This is a genomic window from Vibrio sp. 10N.261.51.F11, from assembly GCF_041471665.1.
Taxonomy (GTDB): Bacteria; Pseudomonadota; Gammaproteobacteria; order Enterobacterales; family Vibrionaceae; genus Vibrio; species Vibrio crassostreae_C.
Genome location: NZ_JBFROW010000020.1, coordinates 1 through 15,242 on the forward strand (window position 1 = coordinate 1; position 15,242 = coordinate 15,242).

At 42.6% G+C, this 15,242-nt stretch carries 10 protein-coding genes; 2 read left to right on the forward strand and 8 right to left on the reverse strand.

Annotation, left to right across the window (positions count from 1 at the left end):
* Window positions 1–91 precede the first annotated feature (91 nt).
* Window positions 92–1,690, reverse strand: coding sequence for a family 16 glycosylhydrolase (locus AB4351_RS07430; protein WP_372125533.1), 1,599 nt, complete (start codon window positions 1,688–1,690; stop codon window positions 92–94).
* A 555-nt stretch (window positions 1,691–2,245) separates the two neighbouring features.
* Between AB4351_RS07430 and AB4351_RS07435 the strand changes: the two genes are divergently transcribed.
* A complete protein-coding gene (locus tag AB4351_RS07435) occupies window positions 2,246–3,241 on the forward strand; it encodes a LacI family DNA-binding transcriptional regulator (protein WP_372125535.1) in 996 nt (331 codons plus the stop codon).
* Window positions 3,242–3,331: 90 nt separating this feature from the next.
* Here the strand turns inward: AB4351_RS07435 and AB4351_RS07440 are convergent, their stop codons facing one another.
* The 6 genes from AB4351_RS07440 to AB4351_RS07465 all read right to left on the reverse strand — a co-directional run bounded on the left by AB4351_RS07440 (window position 3,332) and on the right by AB4351_RS07465 (window position 12,465).
* Window positions 3,332–6,775, reverse strand: a complete 3,444-nt coding sequence (locus tag AB4351_RS07440) for a hypothetical protein (RefSeq protein ID WP_372125537.1) — start codon at window positions 6,773–6,775, stop codon at window positions 3,332–3,334.
* A gap of 74 nt (window positions 6,776–6,849) precedes the next feature.
* The gene (locus tag AB4351_RS07445) at window positions 6,850–7,839 is read right to left on the reverse strand and encodes an ABC transporter ATP-binding protein (RefSeq protein ID WP_372125539.1); all 990 of its coding nucleotides are present in this window, start codon (window positions 7,837–7,839) and stop codon (window positions 6,850–6,852) included.
* A gap of 10 nt (window positions 7,840–7,849) precedes the next feature.
* Window positions 7,850–8,803, reverse strand: coding sequence for an ABC transporter ATP-binding protein (locus tag AB4351_RS07450; protein WP_372125540.1), 954 nt, complete (start codon window positions 8,801–8,803; stop codon window positions 7,850–7,852).
* Window positions 8,803–9,780: an ABC transporter permease gene (locus tag AB4351_RS07455; RefSeq protein WP_371957688.1), complete on the reverse strand. Its 978-nt coding sequence runs from the start codon at window positions 9,778–9,780 to the stop codon at window positions 8,803–8,805. Before AB4351_RS07455 ends, AB4351_RS07450 begins: the two co-directional genes overlap by 1 nt.
* A 20-nt stretch (window positions 9,781–9,800) precedes the next feature.
* Entirely contained in the window at window positions 9,801–10,775 is a 975-nt protein-coding gene (locus AB4351_RS07460; RefSeq protein ID WP_017071753.1) for an ABC transporter permease, read from the reverse strand.
* A 55-nt stretch (window positions 10,776–10,830) separates the two neighbouring features.
* The gene (locus AB4351_RS07465) at window positions 10,831–12,465 is read right to left on the reverse strand and encodes an ABC transporter substrate-binding protein (RefSeq protein ID WP_017071752.1); all 1,635 of its coding nucleotides are present in this window, start codon (window positions 12,463–12,465) and stop codon (window positions 10,831–10,833) included.
* 500 nt (window positions 12,466–12,965) lie between these two features.
* Here AB4351_RS07465 and AB4351_RS07470 point away from each other — a divergent pair, with 500 nt between their 5' ends.
* Window positions 12,966–13,745, forward strand: a complete 780-nt coding sequence (locus AB4351_RS07470; RefSeq protein ID WP_017071751.1) for a hypothetical protein — start codon at window positions 12,966–12,968, stop codon at window positions 13,743–13,745.
* Window positions 13,746–13,862: 117 nt separating this feature from the next.
* Here AB4351_RS07470 and AB4351_RS07475 read toward each other — a convergent pair whose 3' ends face one another.
* Window positions 13,863–15,116: a D-amino acid dehydrogenase gene (locus AB4351_RS07475; RefSeq protein WP_136973585.1), complete on the reverse strand. Its 1,254-nt coding sequence runs from the start codon at window positions 15,114–15,116 to the stop codon at window positions 13,863–13,865.
* Window positions 15,117–15,242 lie beyond the last annotated feature (126 nt).

A 15,242-nucleotide genomic window follows, 5' to 3' on the forward strand; every position in this document is an offset into this window, starting at 1 on the left:
ACGCCATGCTCGGCGCACAATAAAAAAGGGAACATACATTGTATGTTCCCTTTATATTCAGACTTTTATTCAAACCCCTTAGTTAAAAGGCTTACTTTTCAAATCGCATATTGTCTAATTTAAAACTCATTTTTCCTTGAGGCTCAAACACTAAAAGGTTAGTGATCATTGTTGGATCAGCCTGATTCCCACCAGCAAAACGGTTGTCTCTCTTTAAAATGTCAGCTATTGGAATACGTACCGTCTTCCATTCATTGATTGCTGATAGCGGCACGGTATAGTCACTTGTTTTCGGCCAGCCACTGTCCATCTTAACCAGTAGTTCAACCCCGCCGGCCATACTCTCAACTTTCAAATCAAAGACCAGTTCACCCGTTTCTTGCCAATGTGTCACATCCGTTACAGGAGAACGAAAATAGATATTTCCTGATCCTTCATTCTTATTCACTTGTAGCACTGTTCCACGATCTGGTTCGCTCACTTCTTGATAGTCAACAATATCCAATGGGTCATAACTTGCATAAGCCAAGCTTGCGTTAAGAGTTTCGGTAAAAATCTCCAACGTTGGTCCATCAGCATAACTATCATCGGTTGCTAAGATCTCTGGAGCTTCGTGCCCTATTACTTGTATTGCATGTTCAGAGCGACTTGCACACCCTTTTCCTTTCCAACGATCAACCTTACAACGGTAAACCTTTACTGAATCAACTAGCATTGTTTTCGGAAACAAACCTTCGTCGATGCCTTTATCATTTGCGTTTGCTGACCACGCTCCACCGACAGCCAAGTTCAATAACAAATGAAACTTTTCATCAAACGGAGCTGCTCCACTCGCATTAATGAGTTCCCCTTCTTCCGCTTCATATTGGCTGTACCAGCCCTCTTGAGTTTGAGTCGCGTAATGAATATTGTCTACATACCAACGAATTTCACCTTCTTCCCACTCAATCGCGTATGTATGGAAGCCCTCAGTAGGGTTCACACCATTTGGCAATGTCGCGGCCTGCCCTTTATAAACATTGTCTGGCCAATTTCGTCCGTAATGTAACGTCCCGTAGACTCGGCTCTCTAGATCATCATTTTTCACTCCCGCCGCATCTGAAAGTGTGTTTAGGTTAACCGCTTCCATAATATCGATTTCGCCAGAAGCTGCCCATGTGCCATATTTATTGTCGGTTGGCAGCATCCAAATTGCGGGCCATGAACCTTGTCCACCAGGTAACTTTGCTCTGATTTCATAACGGCCATATTTGGTGTCACGCTTGTCTTTTGTGCTAAGCCTCGCAGAAGTATAAGGGAGTGTCTTAGTTGCTCCGCCAATCGTACCTTCAGCATTGTCAGGCCCAGTATGACTTTGCTTCAGCGCGACAATGTGTAAAAAGCCATCTTTAACAAATGCGTTATTGGGATCATCCGTGTAGCACTGTTGTTCATTGTTCCCGCCCCCCCAACAGTTCACTTCTAATGACCAATTACGTTTATTTATTTGCTCGCCTTCAAACTGGTCTTCCCATACCAATAGCCAGTCTGGACTTAAAGTAACTGGAGCATGGGATAGCACGATCGGTTTTTCAGTTTGAGCTAAGTCCGGACTTTCGGATACCGGCAGCTCTATCGCCGTGCAGCCAGACATCAAAGCGGCAGAAATAAAAGACGTTAATATCTTTACCTGATTGGTTAGATGTTGCATTACAACTCCTTGTATCACGACTTTCAATGCAGGCGACACGTAATGTCGGCACCCATAAAAGAAAGTCGATTAGTGAATAACTCCGCGAGCATGGATCTAATATGAATATGCCATGCACGACTTTTTCAAAATGAGTATATAAAAGTGCATAGTTCAAAAAAGAGACAACGCTCACTTTAAGAAAGCGCTTTCTTGTTGGGTTTCACATTTTGCTAAAGTTCATTGCGGTTTATATAGATTCCCAAGAATTTTCATAACCCGATTATCTGCGATAACGCCCTAGTAGCCCTTTATTCTCAGACTTCTATTTTATCTAGTTCATAACTAAGATCAGAAAAACAGATTCACTTTCACTACAACAACAAAGAAAGCGCTTGCTTGATATTTAATCGAGTATATGAAAATATTCGTTACCTTACTTTGTATGCTTGACCTTCAAATTTAGCGTTAAGCAGTTCAGAGTTTTTAAATATTAATCATTGGATTACTAGGCTCTTATTGATCACGAAGGTAATATAGCTTAGTTCACTCCTTGTAGAGATAAGGCCACTACCATTGATCACCATTAAAGAAGTATCTGAACTTGCTCAAGTTTCTCAATCAACCGTCTCACGAGCATTAAATGGTCACCCTACGGTAAAGGAAGCCAACCGCGAAAAAGTATTCAAAGCTATTGAGCAACTGGGCTACAAGCCTAATGCGTTTGCACAAGCTCTAGCCTCCAACCGTTCAAATAGCATTGGCATGCTAGTAGGTTCGCTTGATGGGCCTTTCTATGGGCCATTAATGCATACAGCTGAAGATACCGTTCGCCAAAATAATATTCACTTAATCGTTACAAGTGGCCAGGAATCACGAACCAAAGAGCTCGATTCTATCCAGTTTTTGCAATCTAAACTTGTAGATGGCCTCATTGTTCACTCAGACAAGCTCAGTGATGACGAGCTGATCAAAATCGCGAAAGACAGTGAAACAATGATTGTTCTCAACCGTTTTATTCCTGAGATTTCTGATCGCTGTATTTACATTGATAATGAGCTTGGTGGCTACCTTGCAACGAAGCACTTACTTGAAAATGGGCATAAAAAAGTCGCTTGTATCACAGGCCAGTTGAGTAAAGTTGATAGTAGAGATCGCTTTCAAGGATATCGAAATGCCTTGTTAGAGTACGGTGTCGAGTACGACGCAGGGCTGTTTGTAGAGGGGCGTTTTGATCATCAAGGCAACCATGATGCTGCGCGACGCTTGTTAGACCGAGACCCTGAGATCACCGCGATTTTCTGTCAAAATGACAACATCGCGCTTGCTGTGTATGACGTAGCAGCAGAGCGAAACCTCATTATTGGGCGAGACCTTTCGGTCGTAGGCTTCGATAACGATACTCATAGCCAGCATATTCGTCCTCGCTTATCGACGGTCGACTTTCCAGTTCATGAGATGGGAGAAGAAGCTGCAAAAGGTGTTTTATCGTTAATTAATAAACGCGACTACCCATTGAAGCACAAACTAACCCCGACATTGATTGTAAGAGAGTCCGTGGCTAAGCTTTGATTTTTGTATATCAAGCACCCCATTTTTTACACTTAAAAGAAAGGCTCTAAGTATTCACTTAGAGCCTTTTTATTTCACTTTAAATTAGAATTAGAGTAACTGGTGCTTTGACAACACGACAATGACTTTCTCAATAAGACCACTACGAGAAAAGAGCTGTGAAGCCATTTCATGGTTTAGCGTTAACGATGCAAATGCCTCACTTGTTCCGTCTTTAAACTGAACTTCAATACCCTGTGTTGGCTCATCATTGAGTTGGTAAATAAACGGTACCTGACAGTAAGTAAAAGCCAGTTGCCCAGCCTGAACAATAAAGCTCTGCATTTGTCCTTCAATATTTTGGCAGTCAAAAGTCGCCGCTTTTTGTAAGAACTCTTTAGGACTAAGAAGTGAAGGGTTAATTACAATTGTGCCATCAACGACCTCTAGACCTAGCTCTCCAAAACGAGTAATCACTTCTTCCTTAACTTGCCCTGTCATCCCTGGCTGCTGTGCTCCAGAGTGCTTTGGCGTATGAGAATACGGATCCGTCGGAAACGCACCGTAGTTTTCCGGCGTTTTGTTGAAACCAATACCAGCTCTCACTTTGTAATAGTAATCCGCTAATTTAAGAGTTTCCTGGCTATTAGAGTCCATACTCCAAGCATGCTGATAGTTTTCTTGCACAGCTAGCAGCAACTTAGAAACCATATGCCAATAGATACAACCTAAACCTTCATAACCAAACATGGTTCCCGAACGCCCAGTAAAGGCTTTATGGTTGAATACACGCTCATACAAACTAGATACATGACAAAATTCATCATCACTAATTGACGGGTAATCGGCTTTAATTTCATCAATCGCAGCCTGAAGGAAACCTTTGTTTTCAAAGCTTGAATTGAAGTGGTAAGAACCTTTGCTGTCTTGGTTTACTAATCGGTTATCTTTGGCAACAACCATCATGCTTAACAATTTGCTCTGGTCAATGTCTTTAGCGTCTAAACAGTTTTTGTCCATAAAAGAAGCCAGCTCACGGTCAGGGTAAAGCATGAAGCTATTTTGATCAGCACGATACATGTCACTGGCAAACAATTTATCCAACAACTCAACCGCTTGTTTAGATGATAATAGACCCGAGCTCAATACTGCAACTTGCCCTTCTAGCATAGGGTAAAGCTCTTCAACCATTAAGCTCTCACCAGAACAACTCAAGATGTTATACGCATTGTACAAACCGTCTTCACGCAAGTTGTTTGCAATCGTAGAATCTAGGACTTTTAAGCTCGCGCCCATCAATTGAACAATCGCTTCTTTCTCAACTTTCGTTTTCCCTGAGAATCCATTTACTCGGTACACGCGCTCACGATAATTAGCAGCGGATTTAGCCAGCTTAGTCAGCATTGCTTTACGCGTTTGACGAGTGACCGTATCTTGACGAATCTCTGTATTTGCCTCTGAAACGATCTGTGTAACAGAAGACATCCACTCAAACACTTCTTTGGAAATACTGTATGACGATGGTGACTTCTCTAACAGGCGCTGCATAAAGGCAACATAGCGACGCATGTAGTACAAGGTTACCATTGAGAGGCCGTTGCCAACGATAGCGTTGTTTGCATCATTCCATTCTGGACGTTGTGTATTGAGCCAAATACCACCATCAAGCACTAAGTTACTCAATTTCGCCAATAAAGGGACGAGTATCTTCTCCATTAAGTTGACCATATAAACTTCTTGGTCACCCGTCATCAACAAGCGACCGTCACTGCCTAAGCTCTTTACACGTTGCTCTGTCAATTCCTGCAAGTCTTGGTTGAACTCTACGGTATCTTTAGGGTTATCAAAGAGGCCTTGAACTCCACAAAGCTCGTAAGGCACGTTGGCATAACTAAAAATGTCACTCTCTAGTAATTCGATAAGATCGCTTTGCTCAAATTTGTCTGCTAACTCAAGGAATTTTAATAGATAAATGATTTGATGATCGCCCCAGTAACCAATGTTACTCCAAGGATCATCCGCCTCTAACAGCTCCCAATCTACACCATCTTTAGTAATTCGATACGGATTGTAACCATCCACCGTTGAAGCATTAACAAACTTAGAGATGAATGATTTGATGAACCCTGGATAACTAAGAGCCATCGCTTCCCAGTTTTGGAAAATATCACGCCAGTTGCCTTGATAAGAAAGTAAGCGTTCGCCATTTTCATCTTTAAGCTTAATCTCATAGTGGTTCCAAGGGCGACTAGGGTCACCATGACGACGTCCAAAAGTAAGCGGTAGATACTCGTAGCTCAATCGAACTAATTGAGAATCCCCTGTCGCTTTAGCGCGCGAAACTAATTCAGAATGGCTGAAAACATCCCCTAACTGATCAAAAAAGTCTTGATGGCGGCCAGCTACCTGAGAGTTGGCCTTTTCCATAGTTTTAACTACGTCAACCTTTTCTAACATATAGCCGTTTTCAAACACGCCACCACGCATGTTATTGAACAACACATTGGCATAATGGTGAACGCTGGTGTTTTCTTCAGCTGTTATTTGCCACGCATCCGCGCCAGACATTAATGTGATCAATTCATCTTGATTATCTGCAACGCTCTTTTCTAAAGCTAGTGCTAGGTTAGCAGGAACAGAGAGCTCAGATTGAAGCTGACAGATATCGGAATGAGTCTTGTCTATATCAGCGACAATCGACCAAACTTTGGTTTGATGTGCTCGCAGCGTCAGAGACTTATGAACTAAATAGCTCCCTCTAACCCCTTTCGTTAAAGGTTCACTTTTAACCGCTCGACCTTTTCTGAACGCATTAACTTGAGCACTCGTCAATAAAATTTGGCTGCTTTCCGTTTCTAAGCTGAAGACTGTCGTCGCTAGCAAAGATTCAGCAGGGTCGGCTCTATCGCTCAATTTCGCGTACATGCTGAACAGAGCTAATGAACTACCATCAACTTGTTCATTCCACTTGTACGCATCAACTAATGCACTTCTTGTTTGAAGAGCTGATAACGGAGCGCCTGAAGGAAGTATATTTTGTAAGCCATCTAGTGCTTCGACTTTACGCTCAAAGCTCGCGAGGTTGGTCAGTTTTGAACGACGAATAAAGCCGTATTTTTCACTCGTATTCCAGCTGTATTGGAACTGTAGTTGCAAAGTATGGTTTATCTCTTCAAATACAATCTTGTCTCCAATCGTATTTTTATAAAGATTGCGTTCAACATCAAAAATACCATCATGGAATGTATTAAACGGTTCCCAAAGTACAACCTTGTCGCCATGTTCAATACGGAAGATGGATTTTGAGCCGGTGTTTTCCGCATTTTCATGAATATGGTCAACAGACTTGTAAGGAAAAAGCGCATTTTCCGGACGAATGCGTCCAGCTGAAAGGCTGCCTGTTGATGAAATAAATAACCAGTGATCGCTCGACGATACAACGCTAATAAAGAATGGCGTCATTTGGTCAACATTAGAGATTTGGTAGTAACGCTCACCATCTAAATCAACGAACTTGCCATCGACCTCTGGTGTTGAGTTGTAGTCTTGTTTCATATCAAAATTCCAAAAAATTCTTACACTTAAACTTTGAAAGCGCTTTCTTTTGCGTTTCAAAAAGGATTTAAAGTTTACAAATGATGACAACGAGCAAAATGCTCTTCTGCAATTGGAGTCGGTTCTGGTATTGATTGCGTGCAAAGTTTATCGGCTTTCATACAACGGCTTGCGAACGGGCAACCTACGCTACTTGGCTTCCAAGAAGGGATATCGCCTTTTTTCACGTTCATGTCACGCTTGCCCGATTTACCGACTTCTGGCACTGCTGACAACAACAACTGAGAATACGGATGTTGTGGGTTCTGAGTGACGTTGTCGCTATTGCCCCATTCGACCATATGTCCTACATACATCACCGCCGTTTTCTCAGCAAAATAACGCGCTGTCGCAATGTCATGAGTGATGTACATGAACGAAATACCATGCTTATCCTTCAAGTCAGCCATTAGGTTTAAGATTCCTAACCGCACAGACACATCAAGCATAGAGATAGGTTCATCAGCTAGGATAACTTCAGGGCTAACAGCAATTGCGCGTGCAATTGCGACACGCTGTCGTTGTCCACCACTTAGTTCATGGGGGTACTTCTCTGCGGTCTCTTTAACTGGTGTAAGCCCAACCATTTCAAGCAATTCATAAACGAGGTTCGGAATCGCTTCTTTTTCTGCTCGTTTATGGATAAGTAATGGTCGCGCAATATGGTGGTAAATCGTATGTACAGGATTCAACGAGCCAAACGGGTCTTGAAAAATCATTTGCACTTGGCGTGCATATTCAAGCTCACCATATTTTTCAATATAGTCAGACAGAGGCTCACCTTTGAATTCGATATCTCCAGCCGTCTTATCGTAAATTCGGGTAAGAATTCGAGCTCCTGTGCTTTTCCCTGAGCCAGATTCGCCAACAATCGCTAATGCTTCTCCTTTACGAAGATCAAATGAAACATCATTTACGGCTCGCATCATATTGCTTTTGACTGACTGGCCAAGTGGGAAATCTTTTACCAAATTCTTAACTGATAAGATAACTTCGCTTTTATCAACGTTCTTTAAAGTATTCATAATCTTTCGCTCAAACTAGGTGACAAGATACGTGATGCCCAGTCGCAATAGCGCCCAAACGAGGCTCACTTTTAATGCACATTGAAATGCATTCGCCACATCGCTCTTGGAAGTTACATCCTTGAGGTGTATCCAAAAGGTTGACAGGATTCCCAGGGATCCCGTAGAGACGTTCTTTTGGCCCATGAATAGTCGGGAATGAAGAGATAAGCCCTTTTGTATAAGGATGCTTAGGTTCACTAAATACCGTTTTCGCATCACCTAATTCAATAAGGTTACCCGCATACATCACGCCAATTCGATCAGCAATTTCGCCCATGAGGCTTAAGTCGTGACTAATAAACAGAATAGAGAAGCCAAACTTACTCTTAAGCTCATACAGTTCATTCAAGATTTCACGTTCAACCACTACATCAAGTGCCGTTGTTGGCTCGTCCATGATGATCAGTTTAGGTTCCAGCGCCAAAGCAATCGCAATAACAACTCGCTGACGCATACCTCCACTCAGTTGATGGGGAAAGCTCGACATTCTGTCGCCATGAATCCCAACCGTCCCTAACAGCTCGACCGCACGATCGTGAGCCTGTTTATAAGGTATTTTTCTGTGCGCTAGAATAACGTCCGTTAGCTGCTCACCGATGGTAATGACAGGGTTAAGTGAGTTCATTGCGCTTTGAAAAACAATAGAAACGTCATTCCAACGGAAGTCACGTAACTGCTGGTTATTCATCTTTAAAACATCCTGCCCTTTGTAGAGTATTTCACCCTCAGAGATAAGCGCTGGTGCTTTGTGTAGGCGTGATATAGCAAAAGCCAATGTACTTTTACCGCAACCAGACTCACCGGCAATACCGAGCGTTTCACCGGGCGCAATGGAAATACTAACGTCATTAACGGCTCTTGCTACGCCATTAGGAGAAACGTAATCAACACACAGGTTATTAATTTCTAATAGATTGCTCATTATAGGCCTCGGCGTTTATCTGCTTCTTTTTTAAGTTTGTGCCACAGTTTGATGTGTGGGCCCGTACGTAATTTAGGGTTGCTCACTTGGTCAATTGACATGTTAATCAATGCGAGTCCACCACCAGTAATCGCTAACGCCAATGCAGGAACCAGCATTTCCCACCACGCTCCGGTATATAACGATGAAGAGGTCTGTGCCCAATACAGCATAGAGCCCCAACTCACTTCTGTTGCATCACCTAAACCTAAAATACCTAGACCAGCTTCAGAGCCCATTGCGTAGATAACCGTGCCTAGGAACCCGCCAAAAACAATCGAAACTAAGTTTGGTAAGATCTCTACTAAAATAATGCGGATTTTTGATTCACCCATAACTTCTGCAGAAATGATGAATTCTTTGCTTCTAATTGCCATGGTCTGTGCACGAATCACCCTAGCTCCCCAAGGCCAGGAGGTTATTCCTAACAACACGGTAATAACCAGCGAACCGACCTGCCCTAAGAATGCGGCGAGAACAATCAGCAAGGGCAACTGTGGAAACACAAGAAATACGTTAGTAACGAAGTTCAAGCGTTCATCGACTTTTCCACCAAAGTAACCAGATGAAACCCCGACGAGCACTGCTATTGTCATCGCGATTACGCCCGCAGAGATCGCAACAGTAAGCGACTTTCTTGCTCCAAATAGAACCTGGCTATATACATCACGCCCGCTACGAGTAGTGCCCATAATATGCTCAGAACTTGGTGCAATATGTGGACGTGCTACGCGCTTTTCTGGATTATGAGTCGATAATACAGGCGCAAATAACGCCCCAGCTAAGACAATCGTAAGTAAAAAAGTACCTACAATGGCTGGAGGGTTACCGTAGAAAAATGCGTAAGCTTTACCGAGAGTTTTCTTTACGTTTTTCCACGACCATTTTGGCTCACGTACTGGCATATTCGGCTGGTTAGCGGTTTTTTGAGTATCCATTAAATTATCCATCATGCGCCTCAGTTCGAGATTCTAGGGTCAAGCCAGACATATAGGAGGTCGGCAATAAAGTTAGCGGTCAGTACCGCTGTCACCAAGATAAGAAGAATGGCTTGGATAAGTGGGTAATCACGAGCAACTATGCCTTTAAGAAGGATGTTCCCCAAGCCTTGGTAGTTAAAAACCACTTCGGTCATGATTGAGCCTGCGAATGAGAATCCGATTGCCATTGCAATAGCGGTCGCAACAGGAAGGATGGCATTTCGACCAGCATAGCGAGACATAACACGATAACTACTCAAGCCTTTGGCCTCAGCCATCGTTACGTAATCTTCACCCAACACATTGATCATCGCATTACGCATATTGAAGACCCATGTTGCGATCCCAACCAGGACCATAGAGCCCATAGGCAACACAGCGTGTTTAGCCACACTAGAAATAAACTCCCATGTAAAACCTGGCTCTAGCGATGGGTCATAGGTGTATGCCAAAGGTAATAGTTCGAGTTTTAAACCGAAGAAATAGAACAACAGTAACGCGGTCACGATGTACGGGAAGTTACTAATAAATGCCAAAACTGGCGGAACAATTTGTCCAAATAGCCCTTCACGTCGATACGATGCATACGTACCAATACTGACACCAATGATAAGAGCAACAATCAGCGAACCAAGCGCTAGGAACATAGTCCACGGCAGTGCCATAGCAAGGACATCTGAAACACTTACAGGAAACATAAGCACTGAAGGTCCCAGATCAAGAGTGAATACGCTTTTCATATACGCGAAGTATTGTTCGAAAACATTGCCATCAACAAAACCGTACATTTCACGAACAGCATCCATTTGAGCAGGATCCATTCGACCTTGAGCTGCAGCGAAAAGAGCATCAACAGGATCTCCTGGCATTAGGCGAGGCAACATGAAATTAAACGAGATAGCGATTAAGAAAGCGGTAAAATAGAAGCCAAATCGGCGAATTAAAAACGACATAAAAATCTTTTAACCTAGGGGCTACAACCTAAGCTGTAGCCCTCTCAAAAATAACTTACTTAAGGTGTAGATTGTTGAGAATTATTACTCTCTTACCACCGTCGTACCATACTGGCTGTACGTATGGGTCTTTTTCACTTGGCCAACCAACAATATGTTTAGTACTGTATTGGAACCAAGTTGGGTTAGAAAATAGAGGGATAAAGGGAAGGTTTTCAGCCGTAAATTCCTGAAGTTCACTCAACACTTTCTCTTGCTGCTCTGCATCACCAATTTTGCCGAAGCTGTCGATCAATGCGTCGATTTCTGGTGAATTAACACCGTGACCAGCATGCCAAGTTTTTCCGATTCGAGACGTTGAGAAGTACTCTTGGTACGCCAAGATTGGATTTGTCGCGACCATTGACCAGTTAATTGACATGGTATATTTGCTTTCTTTCAAATTGCTGTCATATACCGCCCAATCCACAGTCTTAACGTTTGCTTTCACACCCACTTCTTCAAAGTATTCAGATACCATCTGAACCACTTGGATCCAGTCGGTCCAACCGTTTACAACCTCGATATCAAACTCAACCGTTTCCCCGTTTGCTTTGTCGCGGAATCCATCACCGTTTTTGTCAACTAAGCCCGCTTCATCAAGTAAAGCGTTTGCTCTTTCAACATCGTACTTAGTTAGATAACCATATTTCTTAGATACATTTTTATCAATGTGCGTTTCGTATAGCTCACCGATGCCACCAGCATTGAAGTTTGCGGTCGGATAACCGTAAGCAGCAATATCAACGATGGTTTCACGATCAAGAGCCATAGAAAGTGCTTGTCGTACTCTTAGGTCATCAAATGGCGCTTCTTTGGTATTTACGTAAAGGTGGATAGCATCATTCGCTGGATACCAAAAATGGTTATTTTCTTTATCCATATCGACAAATGTTGACTCAACGTCAGCAATAAAATTTGAACCCCAATCAATCTCACCTTTGATTAAGGCAGGTTGGATCTGAGAGTTGTCATTGTAAGAACGGAAGTTGATGCAATCTAAATAAGGTCTATTTTCTAAATAGTAATTTGGGTTTCGGCACAGCTCCATCTGTTGCGGTTTAATGTATTTAACCGTCGTCATTGGGCCACTACCTACCGGGTTAAGGTTGGTAAACGTTGTCAGCTCTTCAACTTTCGACCAAATATGCTTTGGTACAATATGGTAACGCTCTAAGTTCCAAGCAAATGTAGAATCCGCTTCCGTCAGCTCAAACACGACGGTTCGCGCGTCAATAGATTTGATTTCTTTTAAATTACCTGAAGACCAAATACCTTTCTGGTCAAAAGCTGGTGCCTCTTTAGTCAACATAAAGCTAAAAACAACGTCGTCTGCAGTTAACTTTGAACCATCAGACCACTTCAAATTCTCTCGTAACTTAAGCGTCAATGTTTTCAGGTCAGTTGAATACTCAACCGACTCAGCCAGGCGATAATCAACATCACCTGTCATGTTGTTGAATACGACCAATGGCTCAAACATTACCCCATGCAGCAAGTCTTTAGTTGTATAAGGGTTAAAGTTTTCAACAAAGCCAGTATTGATAATTGGCACCGTTAGTGTGCCACCCTGCTTAACTTCATCTGCTTGTACAGAGGCTCCGAATAAAGCTCCAATGGCGAGCGAAGCAATCAATGTCTTTTTGTGCATCACGTTGTCCTTTTAATGATAATAACCAGAAAGAAAGCGCTTTCTTTTAACTTTAAAAAAGGGGGGTGTTTTCGTATTCACTATCGGCAACTCGCATCAAGAAACCGCTTTCTTTAGGTGGATAATAAGCCGATAGAATGATTCTTCAACTTACATTTCGGTGAAACGAACCATAGATCACAAATTTAGAATAGATTGAGAATAGAAATACACAACAGTGCCATTCGTCACATTAATTGTTCACTAACACGAAAAACAATTTAAAAACAATAAGTTAAAATCCACTAATGGTACCCCCATGGTCTTTCCTAATCGTCGAACCTCTAACCCATCAATGAACTTATGTGCTTTCTTTAAAATAGCCTTTCCGTGGCGATTCTCAACATACATAGACTGTATCTATGTATGATTCTCTCAAAAACAAAAGAAAGCGCTTTCTTGGACGCTAAACCTATGTCAGCATACCAGTCATAAAATGTAAGTTCCCCCTTAGGACAACTATGTTTAACTTTTGGAATGGCAATAAATCAGGTAAAAGACAGCACTATGAGTTGGAGCTAATTCATAGCTTGTTGAATTGGGATCCGAACGAACCTATTGTCGTTCACAGCGATAATACAGACTTTCCAAGAGCTGAGGATGAAGGAAATATATTCCGCAAGAATTATGATGTACTCGTCACGGTGGCGGGAAACCGTAAATTTGCTGATAAGCCTGCAATCAAACTCAACTCTCCAATTTGTAAAGGCTTATTAGGACACCGTATCCTGATAATTAGGGAACAAGATCAACCCACATTCCATAATATCAACAGCAATAAACTGAAATCACTTATCGCTGGAATTCCTGCGACATGGGCTGATGCTGAGCTGTTTAGAGCAAATGGATATCGAGTACTAGAGCAAGGAACGTTACCAGAGATTCTGAAACTTCTCTCAGATAAAAAATGTGATTATGTGTCACTCGGAGCCAATGAAGTTGAAAGCATATACCAAGAACATACCTATTCCCTGGATGGGTTAGTCATAGAAAAAAGTATTATGCTTTATTACCCTCTTCCTCTGGTCTTCTATGTCCACCCAGACAAGGCTCAACTGGCTCAATTACTTGAGGACAAACTGCAAGACTACAAACTCAGTGGTGATTTCGAGCTATTGTTTAACCAACATTTCGGGGACGTAGTGAGATCCATTGGATTAGAACATCGCAAAGCTATTAACCTCGTAAATAAGGAGCTACCGCCAGAGCTAAGATCATTTAAGTCTCAAGTCATCTCGTGATTATAAATAGAGGAGACTTAAAACCATGCACCTAGATTTACAACATTAGGTGCATCCGCTTCATGCTCCTAATGTCGATATCATCAAACCATAGGCAAGATAACTAACGGCTTGCTTTTACATATAGCGGTGGATACTCAAGTCATCAGTTTTTATATCACTAGCAGAGCCACTGACCACGCTTGCCAAGATCTTTCCTGAGCCACATGCCATTGTCCAACCTAATGTCCCATGTCCAGTATTTGTAAATAGGTTCTTGATAGGCGTCGCGCCGATTATAGGCGTACCATCCGGAGTCATCGGTCTTAACCCTGTCCAGTATTCTGCCTTAGAGAAATCCCCCGCCTGTGGGAAAAGATCTTTTATCACCATATCAATCGTGGCTTTACGTTTTTCAGGAATAAGATAATTGAAGCCAGCAAGCTCTGCCGTCCCTGCAATACGAATTCGGTCATCGAAACGAGTCATCGCTACCTTGTAGGTTTCATCCATTACTGTAGAGGTCGGCGACTTATCTGCACTCACGATCGGAAGTGTTAACGAATACCCTTTGACTGGATAAACCGGGATTGATAAATCCACTTGCTTGAGCAGCTCACGAGAGTAGCTTCCCGAAGCTACCACATAAGCGTCCGCTTTGAATTCACCTTGAGTTGTCGTAATGCTCTTTATGGTTTGGTTCTGATGATTCAAACTTACCACTTCAGTATCAAACACGAACCTAACACCAAGTTGCTTGGCCTTCTCAGTCAGCGCTAAACAGAACTGATGACAATCACCGGTTTCATCGTGTGGTAAATACAGGCCGCCCACCAGCTTGTCTTTAACGTCTGCTAAACCAGACTCCACTGACAGACACTGTTCAACATCAAACAGCGAGTGTTCGATTCCACTCTCTGTTAATAGCTTCATATCCTGCTGAATAGCATCGAGTTGCTTCTCGCTTCGGAATACTTGCAAGGTGCCTTTCTGCCTGCCCTCATAAGCCAAATCTTCACTGATTCTTAGATGAGTCAGGCAATCTCGGCTGTAGTTAGCGACTCGTAACATCCGCGATTTATTCTGTGCGTACTTGGCTTCATTACAGTTGGCGAGCATCTTAGTCGCCCAAGACATTAACTCTGGAGAAAGAGAAGGCTTCACTTTAAGTGGCGCATGTTCTTGGGTAAGCCATTTCATCGCTTTCAAAGGGATGCCCGGTGCCGCCCATGGTGATGAATAACCGTAAGAAATTTGCCCGGCATTCGCAAAACTGGTTTCTTTGCCACTGCTATCTTGACGATCAATAACCGTGACCGAGTGACCTTCTTTTGCCAAGTACCATGCGCTGGTCAATCCAATAACACCACTGCCAATTACAATAACTTCCATTATCTTCCCCTAATGCCTGACAAAGCCAAATCTGTCGAACACAGCTGTCAGTCTAAAACTCGTTTCGTTAATAATTTGTAACTTATTCCGCATGTGTTGACTTAACAATAGAGGTGGCATTGACAA